We start from the raw sequence: 18,034 nt of genomic DNA on the forward strand, positions 1-18,034 counted from the left end.
CCGATCGGCGTTGTTCAAGGGTGGGTCAGCACGTGAATTGGAGGATGGAGAGGTCGCCTGCGGGGTGGACGGCGGTGAGGGTGAGGCCGGCGGTGTTGGCGAGGGTGGTCAGCTGGGTTGTGGTGCGTTCCTTGCCGGCCATGTAGACGAGGACGCGGAGGTCCATGCCGGTGCGGAGGGATTCGCCGTCGGCGCCTATTTTCTCGATGACAAAGACGGAGGCGTCAGGGGTGGCGGCCTCGGCGCAGCGGCGGAGGATGGCGATGGCGGAGGGGTCGTCCCAGTCGTGGATGACGGCCGAGAGGAGGTAGCCGTCGGGGCCCTTGGGGAGAGGGTCGAAGAAGCTGCCGCCGATGGTGTCGGCCCGGTCGGTCAGGGCTGCCCGGGTGAGGGTTTCGTGGGCGGCCGCCGCGGTGTCCGGCTGGTCGAAGACGGTGCCCCGGAGGGTGGGGTAGGCGTTGAGGATGGCGGTGAGCAGGGTGCCGTTGCCACCGCCGACGTCCATGATGTGGGTGAGCGAGCCCCAGTCGAATCCCGCCACGATGTACGGAGCGTCGCCGGAGACGTCCACGCCCATCTGGATGTCGTATTCGGCCAGGCGGGTGGGGTCGGCGGCGACGTCCTCCCAGAAGGGGCGGCCGTATTGGCGGGCGAAGGACGGCTCTCCGGTGCGGATGCTGTGCAGCAGGTGGATGAAGGCGAGATCGGCCCGCCCGATCATGCTCGTCACGTCCAGCATCGGGCGCAGCCCCTCGGGATGGTCGTCGCGAAGGGTCTCCCCGCCCGGGGTCAAGGCGTAATGGTCTTGGTCGCGGGTCAGGATGCGAGCGGTGACGAGATGAAGAAGCAGACGCTCCAGCGCGTCCTGGTCGGTGTCCGTGACTTTGGCGAGCTCGGCGGCGGTCGTGATGCCCTGCGTGATGTGGTCGGCGATCCGCAGCGTGGCCGCCACCCGGATGGCCATCGGAGTCACGATGTCGGCCTGAATCCACACGTTGGGGGCGTCGTCGCCCATGAGGATCTCCCTTCGCGATCTGAGCAAAGAGCAAGGACTCTAACCAAACCTCCTCCACCACCTCCACTCAATTAATCCCACGTACTAGACCGCCGAGGTCCCGGCTTCGTCGGTGGGTTCTATTGGTTGATCTCGCCCTTGAGGACGCGTTCTGCCACGCGATCCCAGGCCGAGGCGTGGCTGGGGAAGGACAGGATTCTGCGCATCAAGTCGCGGCTGCCGTGATAGGCGTGGAATGCCTCCGTGATCGTGACGCTGTCGTGCGGCCGGGACAGGACCTCGATGTCGTCTCCGGCACCCAACTCCCCCAGTTCGACAACCCGGAAGTACGTCCCGGGACGCGCGGCGGCGGTGAACCGCTTGATCCAGCCTTGTTCATCGAGCCAGTTCCGGAACACCACACACGGAATGCGCGGAGCAGTCACCTCAAGCACAGCCGTGCCCACTCGCCACCGCTCCCCCAGCATGGCCTGACCCAGATCAACACCCGACGTGGTCAGGTTCTCCCCGAACCTCCCATTCCGCAGCTCGCGCCCCAACTGCGGCTCCCACCAGTCGTAATCCTCCCGCGCGTACGCATAGACAGCCTGATCAGGAGACCCGTGCGCCACCATGTCGGCCCGCTGATCCCCACCGAGCCCATTGACCATCACCGCGACCCGGCCCTCAATCGAACGTTTGTCGATCGCCGTCCGCTTCAGATTGCCCGCCCACTCGGCGTCAACCGCCCGCCCGACATTCACGGAGAGTATGTACATACAAAGACGCTACCGGCTCTACGACCGCACCAACCTCCCACCCACGTCACCGAGAGTTCAGGAGTTCTCCGCAAGCGCCGCCAGGTCTAACAGCGGACGTAACACCGCTTGCCGCGCCGACTCCGGCGGCCCGATGGCCTCCGGGAAACACGTGGCCGCCGCATCAAGCACCGCCGCCATCACCGTCGAGTCCGGAAACGGAATATCCACCGCGACCTCCGCCCCAGACCCCTCCCCCATGTGCACCCGAAGGATCCGCTGCGCCTCCACCGCCATCGCCACACCCAGCATCGCGGCCCGCATGAACCGCTCCGCCGCCACCGCATCCGCAATCACTCCAGCCTCCCCAGTATCGCACGCACGTTCGAGAACCCACGATAGAAGAGCCCACCGACATTTTGGCCCGCCGCTCGGGTGGGCTTACTTGGCTGGACCCTTGAGAGTCGGTCACCGGTGCGGCGCCTCCCGGTCGTGCAGGGCATCTCACCTGGGTGTTGTTGTCTCGGCAGGCCAGCACTGGGCGGAGGCCCGCCCACGGCGGCGGTCCGGGTGAGCCGTACGGGATCTGCCGGGTTTCAGGAGGACAGGAGGGAGTGGAGGACGGGGCGCAGGACCCTGGCCAGCTCCTGCTGAGGGACGTCGTGCAGGTCCTCGATATCCAGCAGCTGGTGCCCGACGGCCACCCCGAGCATGATCGTGGTCAGCAGCGCGGCGCGCAGCCGGGCGTCGGGCGCGTCGATGGCCGAGGCGAGGCGCTCAATCTGCGCGCCCAGCGCCGCCCTGGCCGACTCGGCGGCCTCCGGGTGGGTGAGCATGGAGCGCATCATCGCCAGTGACTGCTGTGACAATCCGCCCATCTTCAGCCCGAGGGTGTCCAGCAGGTACTCGACCAGCTCCTCAGGACCGCCGGGCCGCTCCGGGGGCGGCGCCGCCTGAACGGCGCGTCTGAAGAGGTCGTCCTTGCTGCCGAAGTGCTGCATGACCAGCGCCGGATCCACCCCGGCTGCGGCGGCGACGGCCCGGATGGTGGTGCGCTCGAACCCGCGCTCGGCGAACAGCATGCGCGCCGACTGCAGGATGCGCTGCTCGGTTCGCTGCCGGCGTTCGGCTCGCGACAGGGTCATGCACTGACTCTACAGCCGTTGACCGACACCCCCCTTTCGCTCTACGGTTGTAGAGCGAAATTGACCCGAGGAGGCCCCGTGTTCATCAGCCAGATCGTCGAGAGATTCCACGCCGCCATGCGCGACAAGTCGGCCGACACCCTCGCCGACCTCTACGCCGAAGACGGCGTCCACGAGTTCCCGTTCCGCATGCCCGGCATGCCGGAGCGCTACACCGGCCGCGAGGAGATCAGGGCCGGGTACGGCAAGAGCTGGGGCGCCTCCCCCGCCGAGGTCGTACGGATCCGGCGCATCGCGCTCCACCAGGGCGACGACCCGGACATCGTCGTGGTCGAGCACGAGGTAGACGTCACGGCGTACGGCAAGCCGTACACCATCCCCGGCCTCCTGGTGATTCGCACGCGCGACGGACAGATCGTGCACACCCGCGACTACATAGACGCGACGGCGGTGAGCGCCATGCGATCGGCCTGACCCCGGAGAACGCGAAGAGGACCCCGCGAGCAGCAAATCGCCAACATCCGCCACATCTACGGAACCCATCACCGGCCCCAGGCCGCGGCCAGCAAGGTGACGGCCGCACCGATAGCCCCACACAATTCGCCACGACCATTTGACCATTCGGAAATCCCGAAGATATCTTCGGTTTATGCGAAGCGTTGGGCCTCAGCTGGTGCCTCTCTTTCGTACGGAGCCACAGGCCCGAGTGCTGGCAGCACTGTTCCTCCACCAAGATGAGGACTGGACACTGGCGGCTCTCGCGCGTGACCTAGGTGTCTCGGCCTCCACCCTCCATCCCGAGGTGCGGCGCCTGGAGGAAGCAGGCCTGATCACCGCGAAAACAGTGGGCCGGTCCCGGATGCTGAAAGCCGCCACAAATCACCCGATCGCGAAGCCATTGACCGAGATCCTCACCTACATGTACGGCCCGACCACGGTCATCGCCGAAGAGTTCGGCTCGATAGCTGAGATCGAACTTCTGCTCATCTTCGGTTCCTGGGCGGCTCGCAACAGCGGCGAGGCGGGTCCTCCCCCCAACGACATCGACGTCCTGGTCGTCGGTGACACCGACCGGACCACCGTGTACGCCGCGGCCGACCGCAGCCAAACCCGCATCGGAATGCCCGTCAACCCGGTGCTCGCATCCCCGCGCCGCTGGCATACCGCCGACGACGCCCTGATCCGCCAGATCAAATCGAGTTCCACCATCGACCTCACCCCTTCGATCAGCCCTCGGGAGCACACGTGACCCGGTGGACCCGCGGCGAAGCCGACATCGAACGCATGCTCGCCGACAAGGAACTCCAGCGGATCAAAGGCGACGCCGCGGACGGAGCAGGATGGCTGAGCAAAGCCGCCACCACGCTGGCCAGCGCCGAAGACATCAGCGAAAGCGACCCGAACTCCGCATACACCCTGGCTTACGACGCCGCTCGATTCGCCTGCTCCGGGCTCCTCGCCCCCTTGACTTCTCGCGGCGTCAGACCCGCCAGCCCCCGCTGTCCTTTGCCACGATGGCATTGCCGATCAGGAGCCACGCGCTCGTCGGCCGGGAATGGTTGTACGGGCTGGGGCCGCCTTCAGGTTGCGCTTCGAATTCGATGAATCCGGCGCCTCGTGTGGTGTCTTCGGTGTCGATCGCCTGGGTAGCGGAGTTCGCGGAGACCCATTGGTAAGAAGTGGGATATCCGGCGGCGCAGGCGGCGTTCGCCGGCTTCGGCGTGTCGCCGGTGTCCGTGGCCGGTGACCTGGTCAGCCAGTCGCCCGAGTTCTGGACCAGGTTGGTGTAGAAGTCCCCAGGCTTCGCGTAGACGCACTGTTGCAGGTTGACGTAGCGCAGAGTCAGCAGGTCCAACGCCTGCGTACGGCTGTTGCCGGCCACCCATCCGGTGCCGGGGCACGGAGCCGTCGGGCTGGCTTTCACGTTGCTGGAATTGGTTTGAGGCTGCTGCACCGCGACAGTGGCCAGATCGGCGCCGGAGTTGTAGACGCATTGCTGGAGGTTGAAGTAGCGCTTGCCGAGCAGGCTGATCGCCTGAGTGGCGCCGCTGCCCGGCTTGTAGCGGTAGGCGGCATCCCCCGGGCCGCACGTGAGCGGCTTCGGCCCGTTGGAAACTCCCGTCCCTGTCCGGAAGGGTGCGTTCGGCAGGTTCGCCACAAAGGACATGAAGTTGTCCGTACCTCCGTTTCCATAGGTGCATCCCTGGAGGTGGAGATAGCTCTTCTTCCCACGCTCCAGGACCCCCTTGGTCAGGTCCCTGGGCTCGGCGAACAACCCGGCGGTGGGGCTGATCCGGAGGTTCCAGTTCTGGCCGTCGATCGTGCCCAGCCCCGCCTCCGGAAGCCCTCCACCCCAGACCGCCTTCTCGTCGATGGGCCCGGTCTGGCCGACGTCGGTGTTGCAGGCGAGCTCACTGTTGTCCGGTTTAGCCGGATCGGACGTTCTCGGAGAAAGGCAGACCTTCGTAGTGCCGGGGACGAGCCGCGAACGGATATGCGCGAGAACTGAGGCATCCCGGTAGGCGGCGGAGTCGCTGTTGTTGTACCAGATGCGCGTCAACCAGCTCGACGGGTTCGGAACCGGCAGAGAACTGCTCCAGGTACTCCCGTTGTCCGTCGAGTAAACGATCTCGATGGTGGTAGCCGCGTATGCCGGAGCAGCCGCAATCACACAATATCCGGCCAAGGTAGTCGTCGCGGCCAGAGCCGTGACCACTGAACGCTTCATGCGTAGCGCTTCCGCCATAACATGCTCTCCATTCTTCTTTAATTCCACAGCTGGCGTCGATATCCGCTGATGTCGGATTTCAACTCAAAAACACCCTCCGCAGAAGATATTCTGCGGAGGGCTTCGGTTGCTGAGAATATCGGAGGCACCGCACATCACGTCGCTGCCGAAAACTGTGTCGCCTAATTCGACTCGATATTCGTGCAGGAATCCACCGAGTCGCCGCCCAGGCACTTCAGCGACTTATTGGCCCGAAATATCGGAGGCTGCTCCGACCCCGCGCGCAAATGCGACGCCAGAGACGGAGCAGGCTGGCTGAGCCGCTAGCGCCGGAACGGGGAGCGGGTTTCCGGGTCGTGGCCGTCGATGATGGCCTGGGATTCCGCTGCCGCCCAGGTGAAGACGCCCTGGGCCATCAGGGAGCGTTCGGCTTTGGCGCGGGCGCTGAAGACGTCGGCGCGGACGCGGTGGATACCCTCGTCGGACGGATCGGCCAGGGCGGCCATTTCGGCCAGGTGGCCCGCAAGGCGGAGGTCGCCGTCGGAGGCGGCGCGGAGGGCGGCGTCGGCCAGGGCCTGGGCGCCGCCCGCCAGTTCGGCGACGGCCTGGGCGGCGACCGGGTCGGGGGCGGGTTTGAGGTTGGCGGGGTTGCCGTCGTACCAGCCGCCGTACTGGCGCCAGAGGTTGCGGACCACGAACTCGGGCTCGTCGTAGCGGGCCTGGAGGAAGGGGCGGGCGTCGAGATGCGCGGGCGGCCGGACTGCGTGGATGATCTCGTCCAGGCGGGCGCCCTCGTTGAGGAGTCGCAGGGTCTGTTCGACCAGGCTTTCCAGCCATTCGGCGGTTTCGAGCAGGGCGGTGGTGATGCGGTTCGCGCCGAAGACGGGCGCGCCGTGGCTGGGGAGCATGATCTCGGCGCCGAGGCCGGCGACACGGCGGAGCGCCTGCGCCCATTCGGCCGGGAAACGCTGGACTTTCTGCGGGTTGCCGCAGTTGGGGGCCACCCAGAGGAACATGTCGCCCATGCACAGCACCTTGCGCTGCGGGATGTACGCGATGGTCGCGTCGTCGGTCTCCCCCTTGACGTGGAAGAGACGGAACATCAGATCGCCCCGGGTGAGGGTCATCGTCTCGTGGTACGTGACGTCGGGGAACCGGTAGGACGACGGCCAGTCCAGGGCGGGATCCTGGAGCTGCCGGCGGTTGATCACCCTGTTGTAACCGCGGGTCAGCGCGTATCGGGCGAATCGGTCGGTCACCGCTTGGTGCGCGACGACGATCGGCCGGGGGCGGCCGAGGGCGGCGGCCTCCTTGTCGAAGGGTTCCATGCCGAAGACGTGGTCGATATGGCCATGGGAGTAGAACGCGATGCTCAGAGGATTGGGTGTCCAGGCGCGTACGGCACGAAAGAGATTTGCGGCCCCGAACGGCGAGCCGGTGTCGAAAAGGATCAGCTCACCGGCGGTGGTGAAGGTGATCGAGTTGCCGAAGGCGGGGTACCAGCCGACGCCCTTCGTGACGTCTTGAACTTCGTCCCCGAACCAATTGCTGTCCAGCTCACCCTGCCAGACCCGTTCCGCGTAATCGAACAATGTTTCAGACATGCCGATCGAGTCCCCTCTGAGAGCCGGTCCCAGAATGCGGGACCAACTCTTCTCCTGCCCGGCTGGCCAGGCAATCTGCGGTCGTCCCAGCCCGATCATCCTGATGTTGTGACATGTCACAATGAGGAGTGGACGAGATCCGCGCGACCGCGGCCGTGATCGCCGCGCGCTGCCTTCCCCAGGCGAACCAGATCGCCCGCCAGATCGTGGCCGACCAGCACGCCGCGCTCCGCGATCTCCCCTCCGACATGCGGGATGTGGAGATCGCCGCCACCGCGCGGCACGGCATCAGGCTGTTCCTCGCCCTGGCCCAGGGCCATCAGCTCACCGGCGCCGACATGCAGCTCTTCCGGGACAGAACCGCCCAGCGGGTGGACGAGGGCGTGCAGCTCAGGGACCTGATGACGGCCTATTACATTGGCTATCGGGTGATCTGGGAGACGCTCTGCGCCGCCACCAGACCCGGCGAGGAGGAGGCCCTGCGCTACCTCGCCACCCTCCAGCTGAACACCCTGGAAATCCTCACGGCGACGATCACCGAGGCGTACCTGGCGGAGCAGTCCGCCCTCATGTCCGAACGCCGGGAGACCCTTCGTACGGTCGCGCACGCCCTGATCTCAGGCCGCCACGACCAGGCCACCCGCTACGACGTGGAACTGACCCCGCCCTACCACGTCATCGCCATCCGCATATCAACCGAAAAATTACCCACCGACCAGCCCACCCGAGCCGTCGCCACCGGTCAGGCGATCATGGCCAGGCGCACGATGCGCAGCGTGCAACGCGAGTTCGACACGATCGCGGGCCACCCCGTCCTCACCCTGCTGGACGGCCAGGGCGGCCACGCCCTCCTCCCGGCCCAGCCCGGCGTCGAACGCCCCCTCGCCCGGCTCGCCACCCGCCTGGAAACCTCCCTCGGCGCCCCGGTGCGACTCGGCCTCGCACACGCTCCCACCCTTGCCGACGTCCAACCGGCCGCCGCCCAAACCGCCCGCGTCGCGGCCATCACCGAACAGAACGACAACCCCTCCGGCGTGTACGGCATCCGCGACGTGCTCCTCGACTACCACCTGAGCACCCCCGGCGACAGCGCCGACGAGCTGACCGCCCTGCTGGCCCCCCTCGACGAGCAGCTCCTGGAAACCCTCAACCGCTACCTGGCCTGCGACTTCGACCGCCGCCGCACCGCCGCCGACCTGGGCGTGCACGCCAACACGATCGACAACCGCCTGACCAGGGTCCGCGACCTCACGGGCATCGATCTGCGCACCGCCCAGGGCATCCTGCTCTGCGGCGCGGCCCTGACCGTCCGCCGCCTCGCGCGATAGCGGACACCGCGTGAGATTACTTCTTGGGCTTGTCCGCAGACGATTCCCCGGTGGACAGCGCGGCGACGAAGGCCTCCTGGGGGACTTCCACCCGGCCCACCATCTTCATCCGCTTCTTGCCCTCCTTCTGCTTCTCCAGCAGTTTGCGCTTGCGGCTGATGTCACCGCCGTAACACTTGGCGAGCACGTCCTTGCGGATGGCCCGGATGTTCTCGCGCGCGATCACCCGAGCCCCGATGGCGGCCTGGATCGGCACCTCGAACTGCTGCCGCGGAATCAGGTCCTTGAGCTTTTTGGCCATCTCCACGCCGTAGGCATACGCCTTGTCCCGGTGCACGATCGCGCTGAACGCGTCCACCGCCTCGCCCTGCAGGAGAATGTCCACCTTGACCAGATCCGAGTCCTGCTCGCCGGACGGCTCGTAGTCCAGCGACGCGTACCCCCGCGTCTTTGACTTGAGCTGGTCGAAGAAGTCGAAGATGATCTCGCCGAGCGGCAGCGTGTAGCGGATCTCGACCCGGTCCTCGGACAGGTAGTCCATGCCCTGCAGCGCCCCGCGCCGGCCCTGGCAGAGCTCCATGATCGCGCCGATGTACTCGGAGGGAGCGAGCAGCGTGGCCTTGACCACCGGCTCGTGAATCTCGGCGATCTTGCCTTCGGGGAACTCGGACGGGTTGGTCACCACGATCTCCCGGCCGTCCTCCATGACGACCCGGTAGATCACGTTCGGCGCGGTCGAGATCAGCGCCAGGTTGAACTCGCGCTCCAGCCGCTCCCGCACGATCTCCATGTGCAGCAGCCCAAGGAAGCCGCAGCGGAAGCCGAACCCGAGCGCGGCCGAGCTCTCCGGCTCGTAGACCAGCGCGGCGTCGTTCAGCCGGAGCTTGTCGAGCGCCTCCCTGAGCTCGGGGAAATCGTCCCCGTCGATCGGGTAAAGCCCGGAATACACCATCGGCTTGGGATGGTCGTATCCCTCCAGCGCCGCGTCGGCGGGCTTGGCGACGCTCGTCACGGTGTCACCGACGCGGGACTGCCGCACGTCCTTCACACCGGTGATCAGGTAGCCCACCTCGCCCACGCCGAGCCCCAGGTCGGAGACCTTCGGCTCGGGCGAGATGACGCCGATCTCCAGCGTCTCGTGGTGCGCCTGCGTGGACATCATCAGGATGCGCTCACGCTTGCCCAGATGCCCGTCGATGACCCGGACATAGGTGACGACCCCGCGATAGGTGTCGTACACCGAGTCGAAGATCAGCGCGCGGGCCGGCGCGTCCGCGTCGCCGACCGGGTGCGGCACGCTGTCCACCACGTGGTCGAGCAGCTCGCGCACGCCCACCCCGGTCTTGCCGGAAACCCGCAGCACATCCGACGGCTCGCAGCCGATCAGGTGCGCGATCTCCTCCGCGTATTTGTCCGGCTGGGCGGCGGGCAGGTCGATCTTGTTCAGCACCGGGATGATGTGCAGGTTTACGTTCATGGCCATATACAGGTTGGCCAGCGTCTGCGCCTCGATCCCCTGGGCCGCGTCGACGAGCAGGATCGCGCCCTCACACGCCTGCAGCGACCGCGACACCTCGTAGGAGAAGTCCACGTGCCCCGGAGTGTCGATCATGTTGAGCACGTGCCCGTTCCACGGCAGCCGCACGGCCTGCGACTTGATCGTGATGCCGCGCTCGCGCTCGATGTCCATCCGGTCCAGATATTGCGCGCGCATGGACCGGTCGTCGACCACGCCCGTGATCTGCAGCATGCGATCGGCAAGGGTTGACTTGCCGTGGTCGATATGCGCGATGATGCAGAAATTGCGGATCAACGTAGGGTCGGTCTGGCCAGTCTGAGTGCGCACCGAAGTCCGTTTCAACAGGGTTTGAGGCGTTCAACGGCTGGCGGAGCAGCCACCCTCCATGGTGGCATGTCCGGATGCCTTCCTTGACCACCCGGCGTGTCCTCAAGTGGCTCGCGATCATCGCGGCCGTGCCGCTGACGCTCGTGCTGATCGTCGCGGCCATGTTGCGCCTGGACTATGCCGGGACTCCGGCGCCATGGGCCAAATCCACTGGAAACGACGCTCTCTGGCTCGGCCACGCCTGGGTGGACGGCCGCCGCACCGCCGCCGACGTCAACACCCTCGCCGCCCGGCTGGGTTCCATGAAGGACGTGTACGTCCACAGCGGCCCCCTTGACGCGAACGGCACCCTACCCGCCGCGAAATACCCGAACGCGGCAAATCTTTTGACCTGGTGGAAAGCCCGCCTTCCCGGGGTACGGATCTCCGCCTGGCTTGGCCAAACGGTCAACCCGGACGACGAAGGCCATTTGAACCTCGCGGACCAGGCGACCCGGGCTCGGGTGGTCGCGGGCGCGAAAGCCCTCGTGGATCTCGGCTTCGACGGCATCCACTACGACTTCGAGCCGGTCGACGACGGCGACGCCGACTATCTGGCTCTGATGCGCGAGACCCGGCAGGCGATCGGCTCGGCCGTGCTCTCCGTGGCCACCCATCAGATCGAACCGGTCATCGGCGCCACATTCCTCTTCCGTACGGTGGGGGGCCACCCCAAGTACTGGTCCCCGGAATACTTCCGCCAGATGGCCGAACTCACCGACCAGGTCGCGATCATGACGTACGACTCCTGGACGCCGCTGCAATCCCTGTACGGGGGATATGTCGCCCGGCAGACGGCCATGGCTCTGGAGCTCACCCCCGACACGACCGACCTGCTCATCGGGGCTCCCGCGTACCACGACCATATGGTCGGCATCAGCGACTACGCGGAGAGCGTCGCGATGGCGGCGGAAGGGACCAGGCTCGCGCTCACTGACCATGGCCCGCGCCCCAACCTGGGGCTCGCTCTGTATATCGACTTCGCCGCGACCGAGGAGGACTGGCGCGAGTACGAGCAGGCCTGGGTCCGGGCCACGGAGGAATGACCCCCACCTGAGTGGCGGCGCAACCATGATCCCGGGATAGCCCCTGCGCCAGAAACCCGCCAAGCCGGAAATCACCAGCTAAATCACCCGGACCAGCATCGGCCGAGGAGGAAAACGATCGAGCCTGCATTGTTCGGGTCGTAATGGCGGGCTGGGGTCGTGATTCAAGCTAGACTGACGTGGGCAGGAGCCCCGCCCCAAGCTCATGATTTGAGTGCCCGCCTGGGCTGTTGGTATCCTGTCCAACTGCGTGTGGCGCGCCCTCTCAACGAGCCGTGCGCGATCCATCCGACCAAGACTTCAAATCCGAGGCTTCCTTCGTGGCGAACATCAAGTCCCAGATCAAGCGAAACAAGCAGAACGAGAAGGCCCGGCTGCGCAACAAGGCAGTCAAGTCGTCCCTCAAGACTGCGGTCCGCAAATTCCGCGAGACCGCCGACCAGGGCGACGCCGAGGCGACCCTGATCGCTCTGCGCGCCGCCAGCCGTCAGCTGGACAAGGCCGTCAGCAAGGGCGTGATCCACAAGAACCAGGCCGCCAACCGCAAGTCGGCCATCGCCAAGCGCGCGGCCGCCCTTCAGACCGCCAAGTAGTCCAACCGAGAACGCCGCCTCCTGCCCGGAGGCGGCGTTCTTCGCGTATCCGGGCAGGATTGCGTCAGCGGAACCAGCGCCGCGACGATCCGGCGGAGCGGCCCCAGGGCCGGGTCGTCCTCGACGGCGAGACCGGCGCAGGAGGCGAGGAGGGCTGCGGCCCATCAGCGCCACTGGCTGCGCACACTCCCAGGAACATACCAACGCCCACTGACATTGCGGCCGAGGCCGAGAAAGGCGACCCGGCTCATGGCGTGCTCACCATCCGGGTCGCACGGGTCTGCTCCGCCTGCGGGTCGACGAGCGTCTTGATCCGCGTGGTGCGACGCTCGGCGAGGGGCTGCAGACCGTCAGGGACCAGCCGATCCAGGCTCAGCGCGACTGGCGCGATATCACTCCACGGATCCCGTCTCGCCGCGAGCAGACCAAGCGCGGTCGGCATGTCGAGCGCACAGACGTGCGCGTTGGTGCCGATGATTTCGTGCTCGATCAGGCTCAGCGTGCGTACGTCCCACTCCACGGGAACGCCCTGCAACCCGACCAGAACCAGCCGACCGCCGCGCGGCAGGATCTCCACCGCGCTCTTAAGACCCCCTGTCGTGCCGGACACCTCATACACCACGGTCGGGTTCATGCCCCACGCCGTGATGCTGTCCCGGGCCTCGGTCGCGTCACCCGTGCGTAGGACATGCGTCGCGCCGAGCCCATCGGCGATCTTGAGCCTGGCGTCGTCGAGGTCGATGACCGCGAGCCGACCCGTCACGGACGCGACCGCATAGGTGAGAAATGCTCCTATGCCTCCCGTGCCGATGATGACGGCCTCGTCGTCGGCGGACAGGCGACCGCGTCGCATCGCATGCACCGCGATCGACATGGGCTGGGCCAGAGCGGCGGCATCCGCGGTCAGCCCGTACGGTGCTACCGGCAGGCAGGTGGCCGCCGGTGCCACCACGTACTCAGCGAGCGCGCCATCGCGTTGCAGGCCAACCGTCGAGTAGTGCTCACATAGATTTGTACGCATGCGATGACATTGCACACAGGTGCCGCACGAGATGCCGGCACCGCTGACAACGAGCTCGCCCTCGGCGAAGTCGCTGACCCCGGGCCCGAGTTGGGCCACCACTCCGGCGAATTCGTGACCGGGAATCATCGGCCCGAGGTGGCCGGAGACTGGATGGCGTGTCTGGACGGGAAATATGTGCGGTCCGCTGGCGTACTCATGGGAGTCGGTGCCGCAGATGCCCACCGATCGCACCTCGATCAGCAGGTCGCCCGGGCCGGGGCGGGGTTGGGTGACGTCCTCGATACGGACGTCGCCTCGATCGTGGTACACCGCTGCGCGCACGATGTGTTCTCCTTCTTGGCAGTGGTTGAACGGATATCAGGCGATCTCGATGATCGTCTTGACGTTCTCAATCCGTGTTGTCGTGGCCCTTCAACACGAACCGGCCCGGCCACTGGTCCTCGATCTCCGAGACGCGGTGCGCGATGCGCCAGCGTCCGTCGGGCTCGCGGCGCATCTTGTCGAGGTAACGGCCCAGTCCCCACACGTACGAGCGCTCGCCGTCGCCGGCATCGAACCTGATCATGTAGCTCTGCACGTCCGCGGTGTCACCGTGCAACTCGATGCGACTGTTGAGCACGAGGTGCTTGTGGTAGATCTCGGGGGCGTGGGAGTGGCGACTCGCGAAGTCGAGGGTCCCCTCGCGACCCACCCAGCGGTGCACGGAGCCGTCCGGGCGCCGGTTCTCTCGCACGACGTCGTCGGTGAAGCAGTCCACGAGCCGATCGAAGTCGCCGTAGTCCAGCGAGTGACCGTACTGTGTCAACGTGTCAAGGATCGCGTTTCGATCCTCCAGATCCTGCACACGGGCCTTCAAAGCCTCGAGTTCGTCCTCAGACATCCCTTTTCCTTCTCTCGTCTCGGTCATCGGGTCGCTCCGGCGTGGAACGCTCTGCTCGTCACCGGCGCATTCGGCAGGAGGATGGCGTCCTCCCAGGGAATCGACACGTCGACTCGGTCGCCGGGCGCGAAGGTATTCGCCCGCGACGGGATAACCACGCGCAGGCCGCTCACGACATCCGCGTCGATGAACAGCCGCACCTCGTCGCCGAACAGCATCGAGCTCGTGATGGTGCCGCGCAGCACCGGCGCGCCCTCGACGATGCCCAGGCGCGCCGCGCGGGGCCGGATGCCGAAGGTGTACCGGCCGGGCGCGGTGCCCGCCGGCGCGGCCCAGGAGCCGTCGCCCCCTGCCTCGAACCGGAACCGCGTCCTGTCGTCGACCTCCGCCGCGACCGTGGTCGCGTCCGAGAAGAACTCCGCGGTGAAGACGTTCGGCGGGTTGCGGAACAGGTCGTCCGGTCGGCCGAGGGCGACGACCTGCGAGTTGTTCATGATGGCGATGCGAGTCGAAAGGTGCATCGCCTCCTGCTGGTCGTGGGTGACATAGATGAACGTCGTGCCCAGCTGCCCATGGATGCGCTTGATCTCGGACTCCATCTCGAGCCGCAGGGTGCGGTCGAGCGCGCCGAGCGGCTCATCCATCAGCAGCACGTCCGGGTCGTACGCGAGCGCGCGCGCCACCGCGACGCGCTGCTGCTGACCACCCGACAACTCGGCTGGCAGGGCGTTGGCCCGGTGCTCGAGCTTGACGATCGCCAGCATCTCGGCCACGCGCGCCCGGCGACGTTCAGCAGACCACTTGCGGCGCTTGAGCCCGTACTCGATGTTCTTCGCGACCGTCAGGTGCGGGAACAGCGAGTAGCTCTGGAACACCATGCCGAGCTGCCGCTGCGCCGGGCTGAGGCCCGAGATGTCGAGGGAGCGCAGCAGGATCGCGCCGCTGGTGGGCGTCTCGAAGCCCGCGATGAGCTTCAGCAACGTGCTCTTGCCCGAGCCGCTCGGTCCGAGCAGGGTGAGGAACTCGCCCTTCTCGATCGCGAAGCTCGTCGGCGCGAGTGCCAGCACTCCGGCGTAGCTCTTCGCGACGGCGTCGAGCACCAGCACATGATCGTCGTTCATCGTCGTTTCCCTGTCGTTTGTCATCCGCGTCGCCTTCTGCTCGCGATCCGTCCGACGATGGCGGCGACCGCCATCAGCAGCGCGGAGCCGATCATCAAGAGCGATGCGGCTGCCGTGATGACCGGATCGGTCTGGTTCTGCACCGAGTCGAGGATCGCCTTGGGGAGCGTGACCTGGCCCGGTCCTCCCACGAAGTTGACGATCACGACCTCGTCGAAGGCGTGGAGGAAGCCCATGATCGCGCTCGCGACGATCGCCGGCAGCAGAGCGCGGCCGGTGATCTCGAGGAGGGCGCGAGTCAGCGAGGCGCCCATCGTCATGGCGGCGAACTCGGGGGTGCGCGAGATCTTGCTCAAGCCCGTGGTGATGCCGATCAGCACGATCGGGAGGGCGAGCACCGCTTGCGCGACGATGAGTCCGAGGTTGGTCGAGGTGAGCCCGAGCCGCGAGTAGAGCGTGAACAGCCCGACGGCCAGGGCGGTCGTGGGGATGATGATGCTGGCGACCGCGGTGCCCTGCAGCAGGTTGCGTCCCGGCAGCTTGCTGCGCTGCGCGATCAGGCTGACCGGGAGCGCCACCGCCACGGCGAGAAAGGTGGCGGGCAGGGCCAGCGAGAGCGAGAGCCCGATCGACTCCATCCATACCGGGTCGCGGAACAGCTCCTGGTACTGGCGCCAGCCGAAGCCCCCCGGCGGGAAGGCGAACCGGACCTGGTCCGAGAACGAGATGAGCAGGACCACGACCACCGGGGCGAGGATGACGATGACGATCGCGGCGAGCGCGATCCGCCCGAGGGACCGGACGACGATGTCGAGCAGTTTCGCCACGTCATGACCTCGTCATCGCTCGGCGGACGCTGCCGACGCCGACAAGTCCGATGGTGACGATCATCACCAGCAGCGCCACCACCAACAGGATCACCGAGAGGGCGGCGGCCGCGGGGAGGTCGAAGTACTGCAGGATGTTCGCCTGGATGAGGGTCGCCAGGAACGGGGACTTGGCACCGCCCAGCACGACCGGCGTGACGTAGAAGCCGACCGAGAGCGCGAAGACGATCGCGCCGGAGGCGATGAAACCGGGTCCGGCGAGCGGGACCATGACCCGGAAGATCGATCCGGACCGGGTCGAACCCAGGACTTCGGCGTTGCGGAGGAGGTTGAGGTCGATGGTCTGGAACACGGCGTTGATCGTCAGCACGCCGAAGGGGATGAGCGAGTACGAGATGCCGAGCACGACAGCCGGCGTGGAGTACAACATCTGCACGGGGTCGAGCCCGAGAGCCCGGAGGCCGGCATTGACGACGCCCTTGTTGGAGATCAGCAGCACGATCGCGTAGTTCTTGACCACGGCGCCCATCCAGAACGGCGCCAAGACACACACCCAGCACAGCGCGCGCACCCAGCGACGCCGCGTCGTGCGGATTGTCCAGCCGATGATGCTCGACACCAGGACGACGATGCCCGTCGCGACGAGGCTCGCCGTAAACGTCGTTGCGATGGCCTTCTGGCCAGAGCCGCTCGACAGGACGCGGCCGTACACCTCGAAGCCGTCTTGGCTCGACTCGATCACGAGCAGCACGAGCGGGTAGATCACGAAAACGGCGAGAAGCGCGATCGCCGGCAAGACCGCCACCAGGGCGTAGCGCTTCCGGATGTCAGGCGTCCATTCCCGCCGGCGCACGCGCAGTATGTCCGTCATTCCTCGTCATGCCTTCCTGTCGAGCCTCGCACGGACCGGTGGAGGAGTGCACGGAGCGCACCCCCTACCGATCGGGCTATCCGGAGATGAACTCCTGGAACCGCTGGTTGATCTTGTCGAACTTCGCGTTGTAGTCGACGGCGTTCGGGACAGCGAGCTCGCCGTCGTGCTCAGGCGCGTTGGCGAATCGCTCGCGCTGGTCCGCAGGGACGAACTCGAGAGAGGCGGGGTCGATGGCCGTCTTCTGCGCCAGGACGGAGAACTGCGCCTGCTCCTTGAGGTGGGTGGCGTTCCACTCGACCAGATTCCACGCGGCCTTCATGTGCGGGGCGTTCTTCAGGACCACGGTCGTGCCCTGGGCCCGGGCGCCGTCGGCCCAGACAACCTCGTAGTTGCCGGTGGGGAGCAACTCGCCGTAGATGCGGGTCGCGTAGAGAATCCCCATGTCGGCCTCACCCTGCTCGAGCACCTGGGTGCCCTGGTCGACGGTGCTCCAGATCACCGACAAGGGGCGGATCTCCTCGAGCTTGGCGAACACCGCGTCCACGTCGATCGGCGTCGTCGAGGTCTTATCCCGCGGTACCCCGAGCGCAAGCTGCGCCGCGGTGATCGGGTAAATCGGGTTGAACCCAATGATGGCCCGCTTCTGCGGGAACTTCTCGACGTCGAAGAACTCCGCCATGCTTTGGGGGCAGACCTTGACGCGCTCGGTGTTGCAGATGATGAGCATCGCCGTCCCGCCACTGTGGTAGCCGTAGTCGGTCACGTTCTCCGCGCCCAGCTGGTCGATGAGGCGCGCCTTGAGATCCGCCGGCAGAGGTTCGAGCAGGCCGGCGTCGGCGAGGAACGCCGCGTCCGAGTCGGTGATCGACTCGAGCACGTCCCACTCGGTCCGGTTGGCCGCGGCCTGCGCCTTGGTGCGCGCGACGAACAGACCCGGTGCGTCGACCTGCTGCAGCTCGATGCCGGTGTCTTTGGTGTACGGGTCGACGTAGGCGGTCTGGTACGACTTGCTCGCCAGACCGCCCCAGTTGGCGACGACGATGGGGCCTTGGGGCGCGGAGCCCGGGTCGTCCGAGCTCGAGCATCCTGCGAGCGCGAGCATCGCGGCGGTGACGAGCGCGGCCGACCTGGCGACCGCCCTCTTGTGACGTTGCGGCGTCATTTTCTATCTCCTCATCTTTGAAAAGTGAACCAACCGAGGGAGGGCGGAATGCAATGGATTGCATT

18 protein-coding genes are annotated in these 18,034 nt (G+C 66.6%); 5 read left to right on the plus strand and 13 right to left on the minus strand.

The genetic code is table 11. From position 1 onward, the window contains the following. Positions 1-25 precede the first annotated feature (25 nt). From Amac_RS02800 to Amac_RS02815, 4 genes are all read right to left on the minus strand, one after another. On the minus strand, positions 26-1,015 hold the full coding sequence (locus Amac_RS02800; RefSeq protein ID WP_155352672.1) for a methyltransferase: 990 nt from the start codon (positions 1,013-1,015) through the stop codon (positions 26-28). Between the two features lie 119 nt (positions 1,016-1,134). Continuing rightward, positions 1,135-1,773, minus strand: a complete 639-nt coding sequence (locus Amac_RS02805; RefSeq protein ID WP_155352673.1) for an MOSC domain-containing protein — start codon at positions 1,771-1,773, stop codon at positions 1,135-1,137. A gap of 57 nt (positions 1,774-1,830) precedes the next feature. Beyond that, positions 1,831-2,109, minus strand: coding sequence for a hypothetical protein (locus Amac_RS02810; protein WP_155352674.1), 279 nt, complete (start codon positions 2,107-2,109; stop codon positions 1,831-1,833). A gap of 239 nt (positions 2,110-2,348) precedes the next feature. Further along, entirely contained in the window at positions 2,349-2,897 is a 549-nt protein-coding gene (locus Amac_RS02815; protein ID WP_155352675.1) for a TetR/AcrR family transcriptional regulator, read from the minus strand. 78 nt (positions 2,898-2,975) lie between these two features. On the opposite strand from Amac_RS02815, the gene Amac_RS02820 reads away from it, so the two are divergent. Together Amac_RS02820 and Amac_RS02825 are read left to right on the plus strand one after the other, a co-directional pair. Then, complete coding sequence (locus Amac_RS02820; protein WP_218040847.1) at positions 2,976-3,371, plus strand: nuclear transport factor 2 family protein; 396 nt, start codon at positions 2,976-2,978, stop codon at positions 3,369-3,371. A 232-nt stretch (positions 3,372-3,603) separates the two neighbouring features. Then, positions 3,604-4,146 (plus strand): ArsR family transcriptional regulator, encoded by a 543-nt coding sequence (locus tag Amac_RS02825; RefSeq protein WP_170322269.1) that lies wholly within the window; start codon positions 3,604-3,606, stop codon positions 4,144-4,146. A 231-nt stretch (positions 4,147-4,377) separates the two neighbouring features. Here the strand turns inward: Amac_RS02825 and Amac_RS02830 are convergent, their stop codons facing one another. Beyond that, on the minus strand, positions 4,378-5,643 hold the full coding sequence (locus tag Amac_RS02830; protein ID WP_155352677.1) for a hypothetical protein: 1,266 nt from the start codon (positions 5,641-5,643) through the stop codon (positions 4,378-4,380). 305 nt (positions 5,644-5,948) lie between these two features. After that, a complete protein-coding gene (locus Amac_RS02835; RefSeq protein ID WP_155352678.1) occupies positions 5,949-7,229 on the minus strand; it encodes an alkyl sulfatase dimerization domain-containing protein in 1,281 nt (426 codons plus the stop codon). A 128-nt stretch (positions 7,230-7,357) separates the two neighbouring features. On the opposite strand from Amac_RS02835, the gene Amac_RS02840 reads away from it, so the two are divergent. Continuing rightward, on the plus strand, positions 7,358-8,557 hold the full coding sequence (locus Amac_RS02840; RefSeq protein ID WP_155352679.1) for a PucR family transcriptional regulator: 1,200 nt from the start codon (positions 7,358-7,360) through the stop codon (positions 8,555-8,557). A 16-nt stretch (positions 8,558-8,573) separates the two neighbouring features. On the opposite strand, the gene lepA is transcribed toward Amac_RS02840, so the two are convergent. Then, positions 8,574-10,403: a translation elongation factor 4 gene (lepA, locus tag Amac_RS02845; RefSeq protein ID WP_155352680.1), complete on the minus strand. Its 1,830-nt coding sequence runs from the start codon at positions 10,401-10,403 to the stop codon at positions 8,574-8,576. 74 nt (positions 10,404-10,477) lie between these two features. On the opposite strand from lepA, the gene Amac_RS02850 reads away from it, so the two are divergent. Together Amac_RS02850 and rpsT are read left to right on the plus strand one after the other, a co-directional pair. Next, entirely contained in the window at positions 10,478-11,488 is a 1,011-nt protein-coding gene (locus Amac_RS02850; RefSeq protein ID WP_155352681.1) for a glycosyl hydrolase family 18 protein, read from the plus strand. Between the two features lie 320 nt (positions 11,489-11,808). Then, positions 11,809-12,081, plus strand: coding sequence for a 30S ribosomal protein S20 (rpsT, locus tag Amac_RS02855; protein WP_155352682.1), 273 nt, complete (start codon positions 11,809-11,811; stop codon positions 12,079-12,081). A gap of 247 nt (positions 12,082-12,328) precedes the next feature. Here the strand turns inward: rpsT and Amac_RS02860 are convergent, their stop codons facing one another. The 6 genes from Amac_RS02860 to Amac_RS02885 all read right to left on the minus strand — a co-directional run bounded on the left by Amac_RS02860 (position 12,329) and on the right by Amac_RS02885 (position 17,969). Beyond that, positions 12,329-13,426, minus strand: coding sequence for a zinc-dependent alcohol dehydrogenase (locus Amac_RS02860; RefSeq protein ID WP_155352683.1), 1,098 nt, complete (start codon positions 13,424-13,426; stop codon positions 12,329-12,331). A 67-nt stretch (positions 13,427-13,493) separates the two neighbouring features. Beyond that, entirely contained in the window at positions 13,494-13,985 is a 492-nt protein-coding gene (locus Amac_RS02865) for a nuclear transport factor 2 family protein (protein WP_170322270.1), read from the minus strand. A gap of 23 nt (positions 13,986-14,008) precedes the next feature. After that, complete coding sequence (locus tag Amac_RS02870) at positions 14,009-15,085, minus strand: ABC transporter ATP-binding protein (protein ID WP_170322271.1); 1,077 nt, start codon at positions 15,083-15,085, stop codon at positions 14,009-14,011. A gap of 41 nt (positions 15,086-15,126) precedes the next feature. Further along, positions 15,127-15,933, minus strand: a complete 807-nt coding sequence (locus Amac_RS02875; RefSeq protein WP_155352686.1) for an ABC transporter permease — start codon at positions 15,931-15,933, stop codon at positions 15,127-15,129. 1 nt (position 15,934) lies between these two features. Next, positions 15,935-16,804: an ABC transporter permease gene (locus Amac_RS02880; RefSeq protein ID WP_155352687.1), complete on the minus strand. Its 870-nt coding sequence runs from the start codon at positions 16,802-16,804 to the stop codon at positions 15,935-15,937. Positions 16,805-16,880: 76 nt separating this feature from the next. Then, positions 16,881-17,969 (minus strand): extracellular solute-binding protein, encoded by a 1,089-nt coding sequence (locus tag Amac_RS02885; protein ID WP_155352688.1) that lies wholly within the window; start codon positions 17,967-17,969, stop codon positions 16,881-16,883. Between the last annotated feature and the right edge of the window lie 65 nt (positions 17,970-18,034).

This window comes from Acrocarpospora macrocephala (genome assembly GCF_009687865.1).
In the GTDB taxonomy this organism is placed as follows: Bacteria; Actinomycetota; Actinomycetes; order Streptosporangiales; family Streptosporangiaceae; genus Acrocarpospora; species Acrocarpospora macrocephala.

Coding starts and splice junctions, on each gene's coding strand:
- Amac_RS02800 (WP_155352672.1), bottom strand. CDS start 1,015: ATGGGCGACGACGCCCCCAACGTGTGGATTCAGGCCGACATCGTGACT.
- Amac_RS02805 (WP_155352673.1), bottom strand. CDS start 1,773: ATGTACATACTCTCCGTGAATGTCGGGCGGGCGGTTGACGCCGAGTGG.
- Amac_RS02815 (WP_155352675.1), bottom strand. CDS start 2,897: ATGACCCTGTCGCGAGCCGAACGCCGGCAGCGAACCGAGCAGCGCATC.
- Amac_RS02830 (WP_155352677.1), bottom strand. CDS start 5,643: ATGGCGGAAGCGCTACGCATGAAGCGTTCAGTGGTCACGGCTCTGGCC.
- Amac_RS02835 (WP_155352678.1), bottom strand. CDS start 7,229: ATGTCTGAAACATTGTTCGATTACGCGGAACGGGTCTGGCAGGGTGAG.
- Amac_RS02850 (WP_155352681.1), top strand. CDS start 10,478: ATGCCTTCCTTGACCACCCGGCGTGTCCTCAAGTGGCTCGCGATCATC.
- Amac_RS02865 (WP_170322270.1), bottom strand. CDS start 13,985: ATGTCTGAGGACGAACTCGAGGCTTTGAAGGCCCGTGTGCAGGATCTG.
- Amac_RS02880 (WP_155352687.1), bottom strand. CDS start 16,804: ATGACGGACATACTGCGCGTGCGCCGGCGGGAATGGACGCCTGACATC.
- Amac_RS02885 (WP_155352688.1), bottom strand. CDS start 17,969: ATGACGCCGCAACGTCACAAGAGGGCGGTCGCCAGGTCGGCCGCGCTC.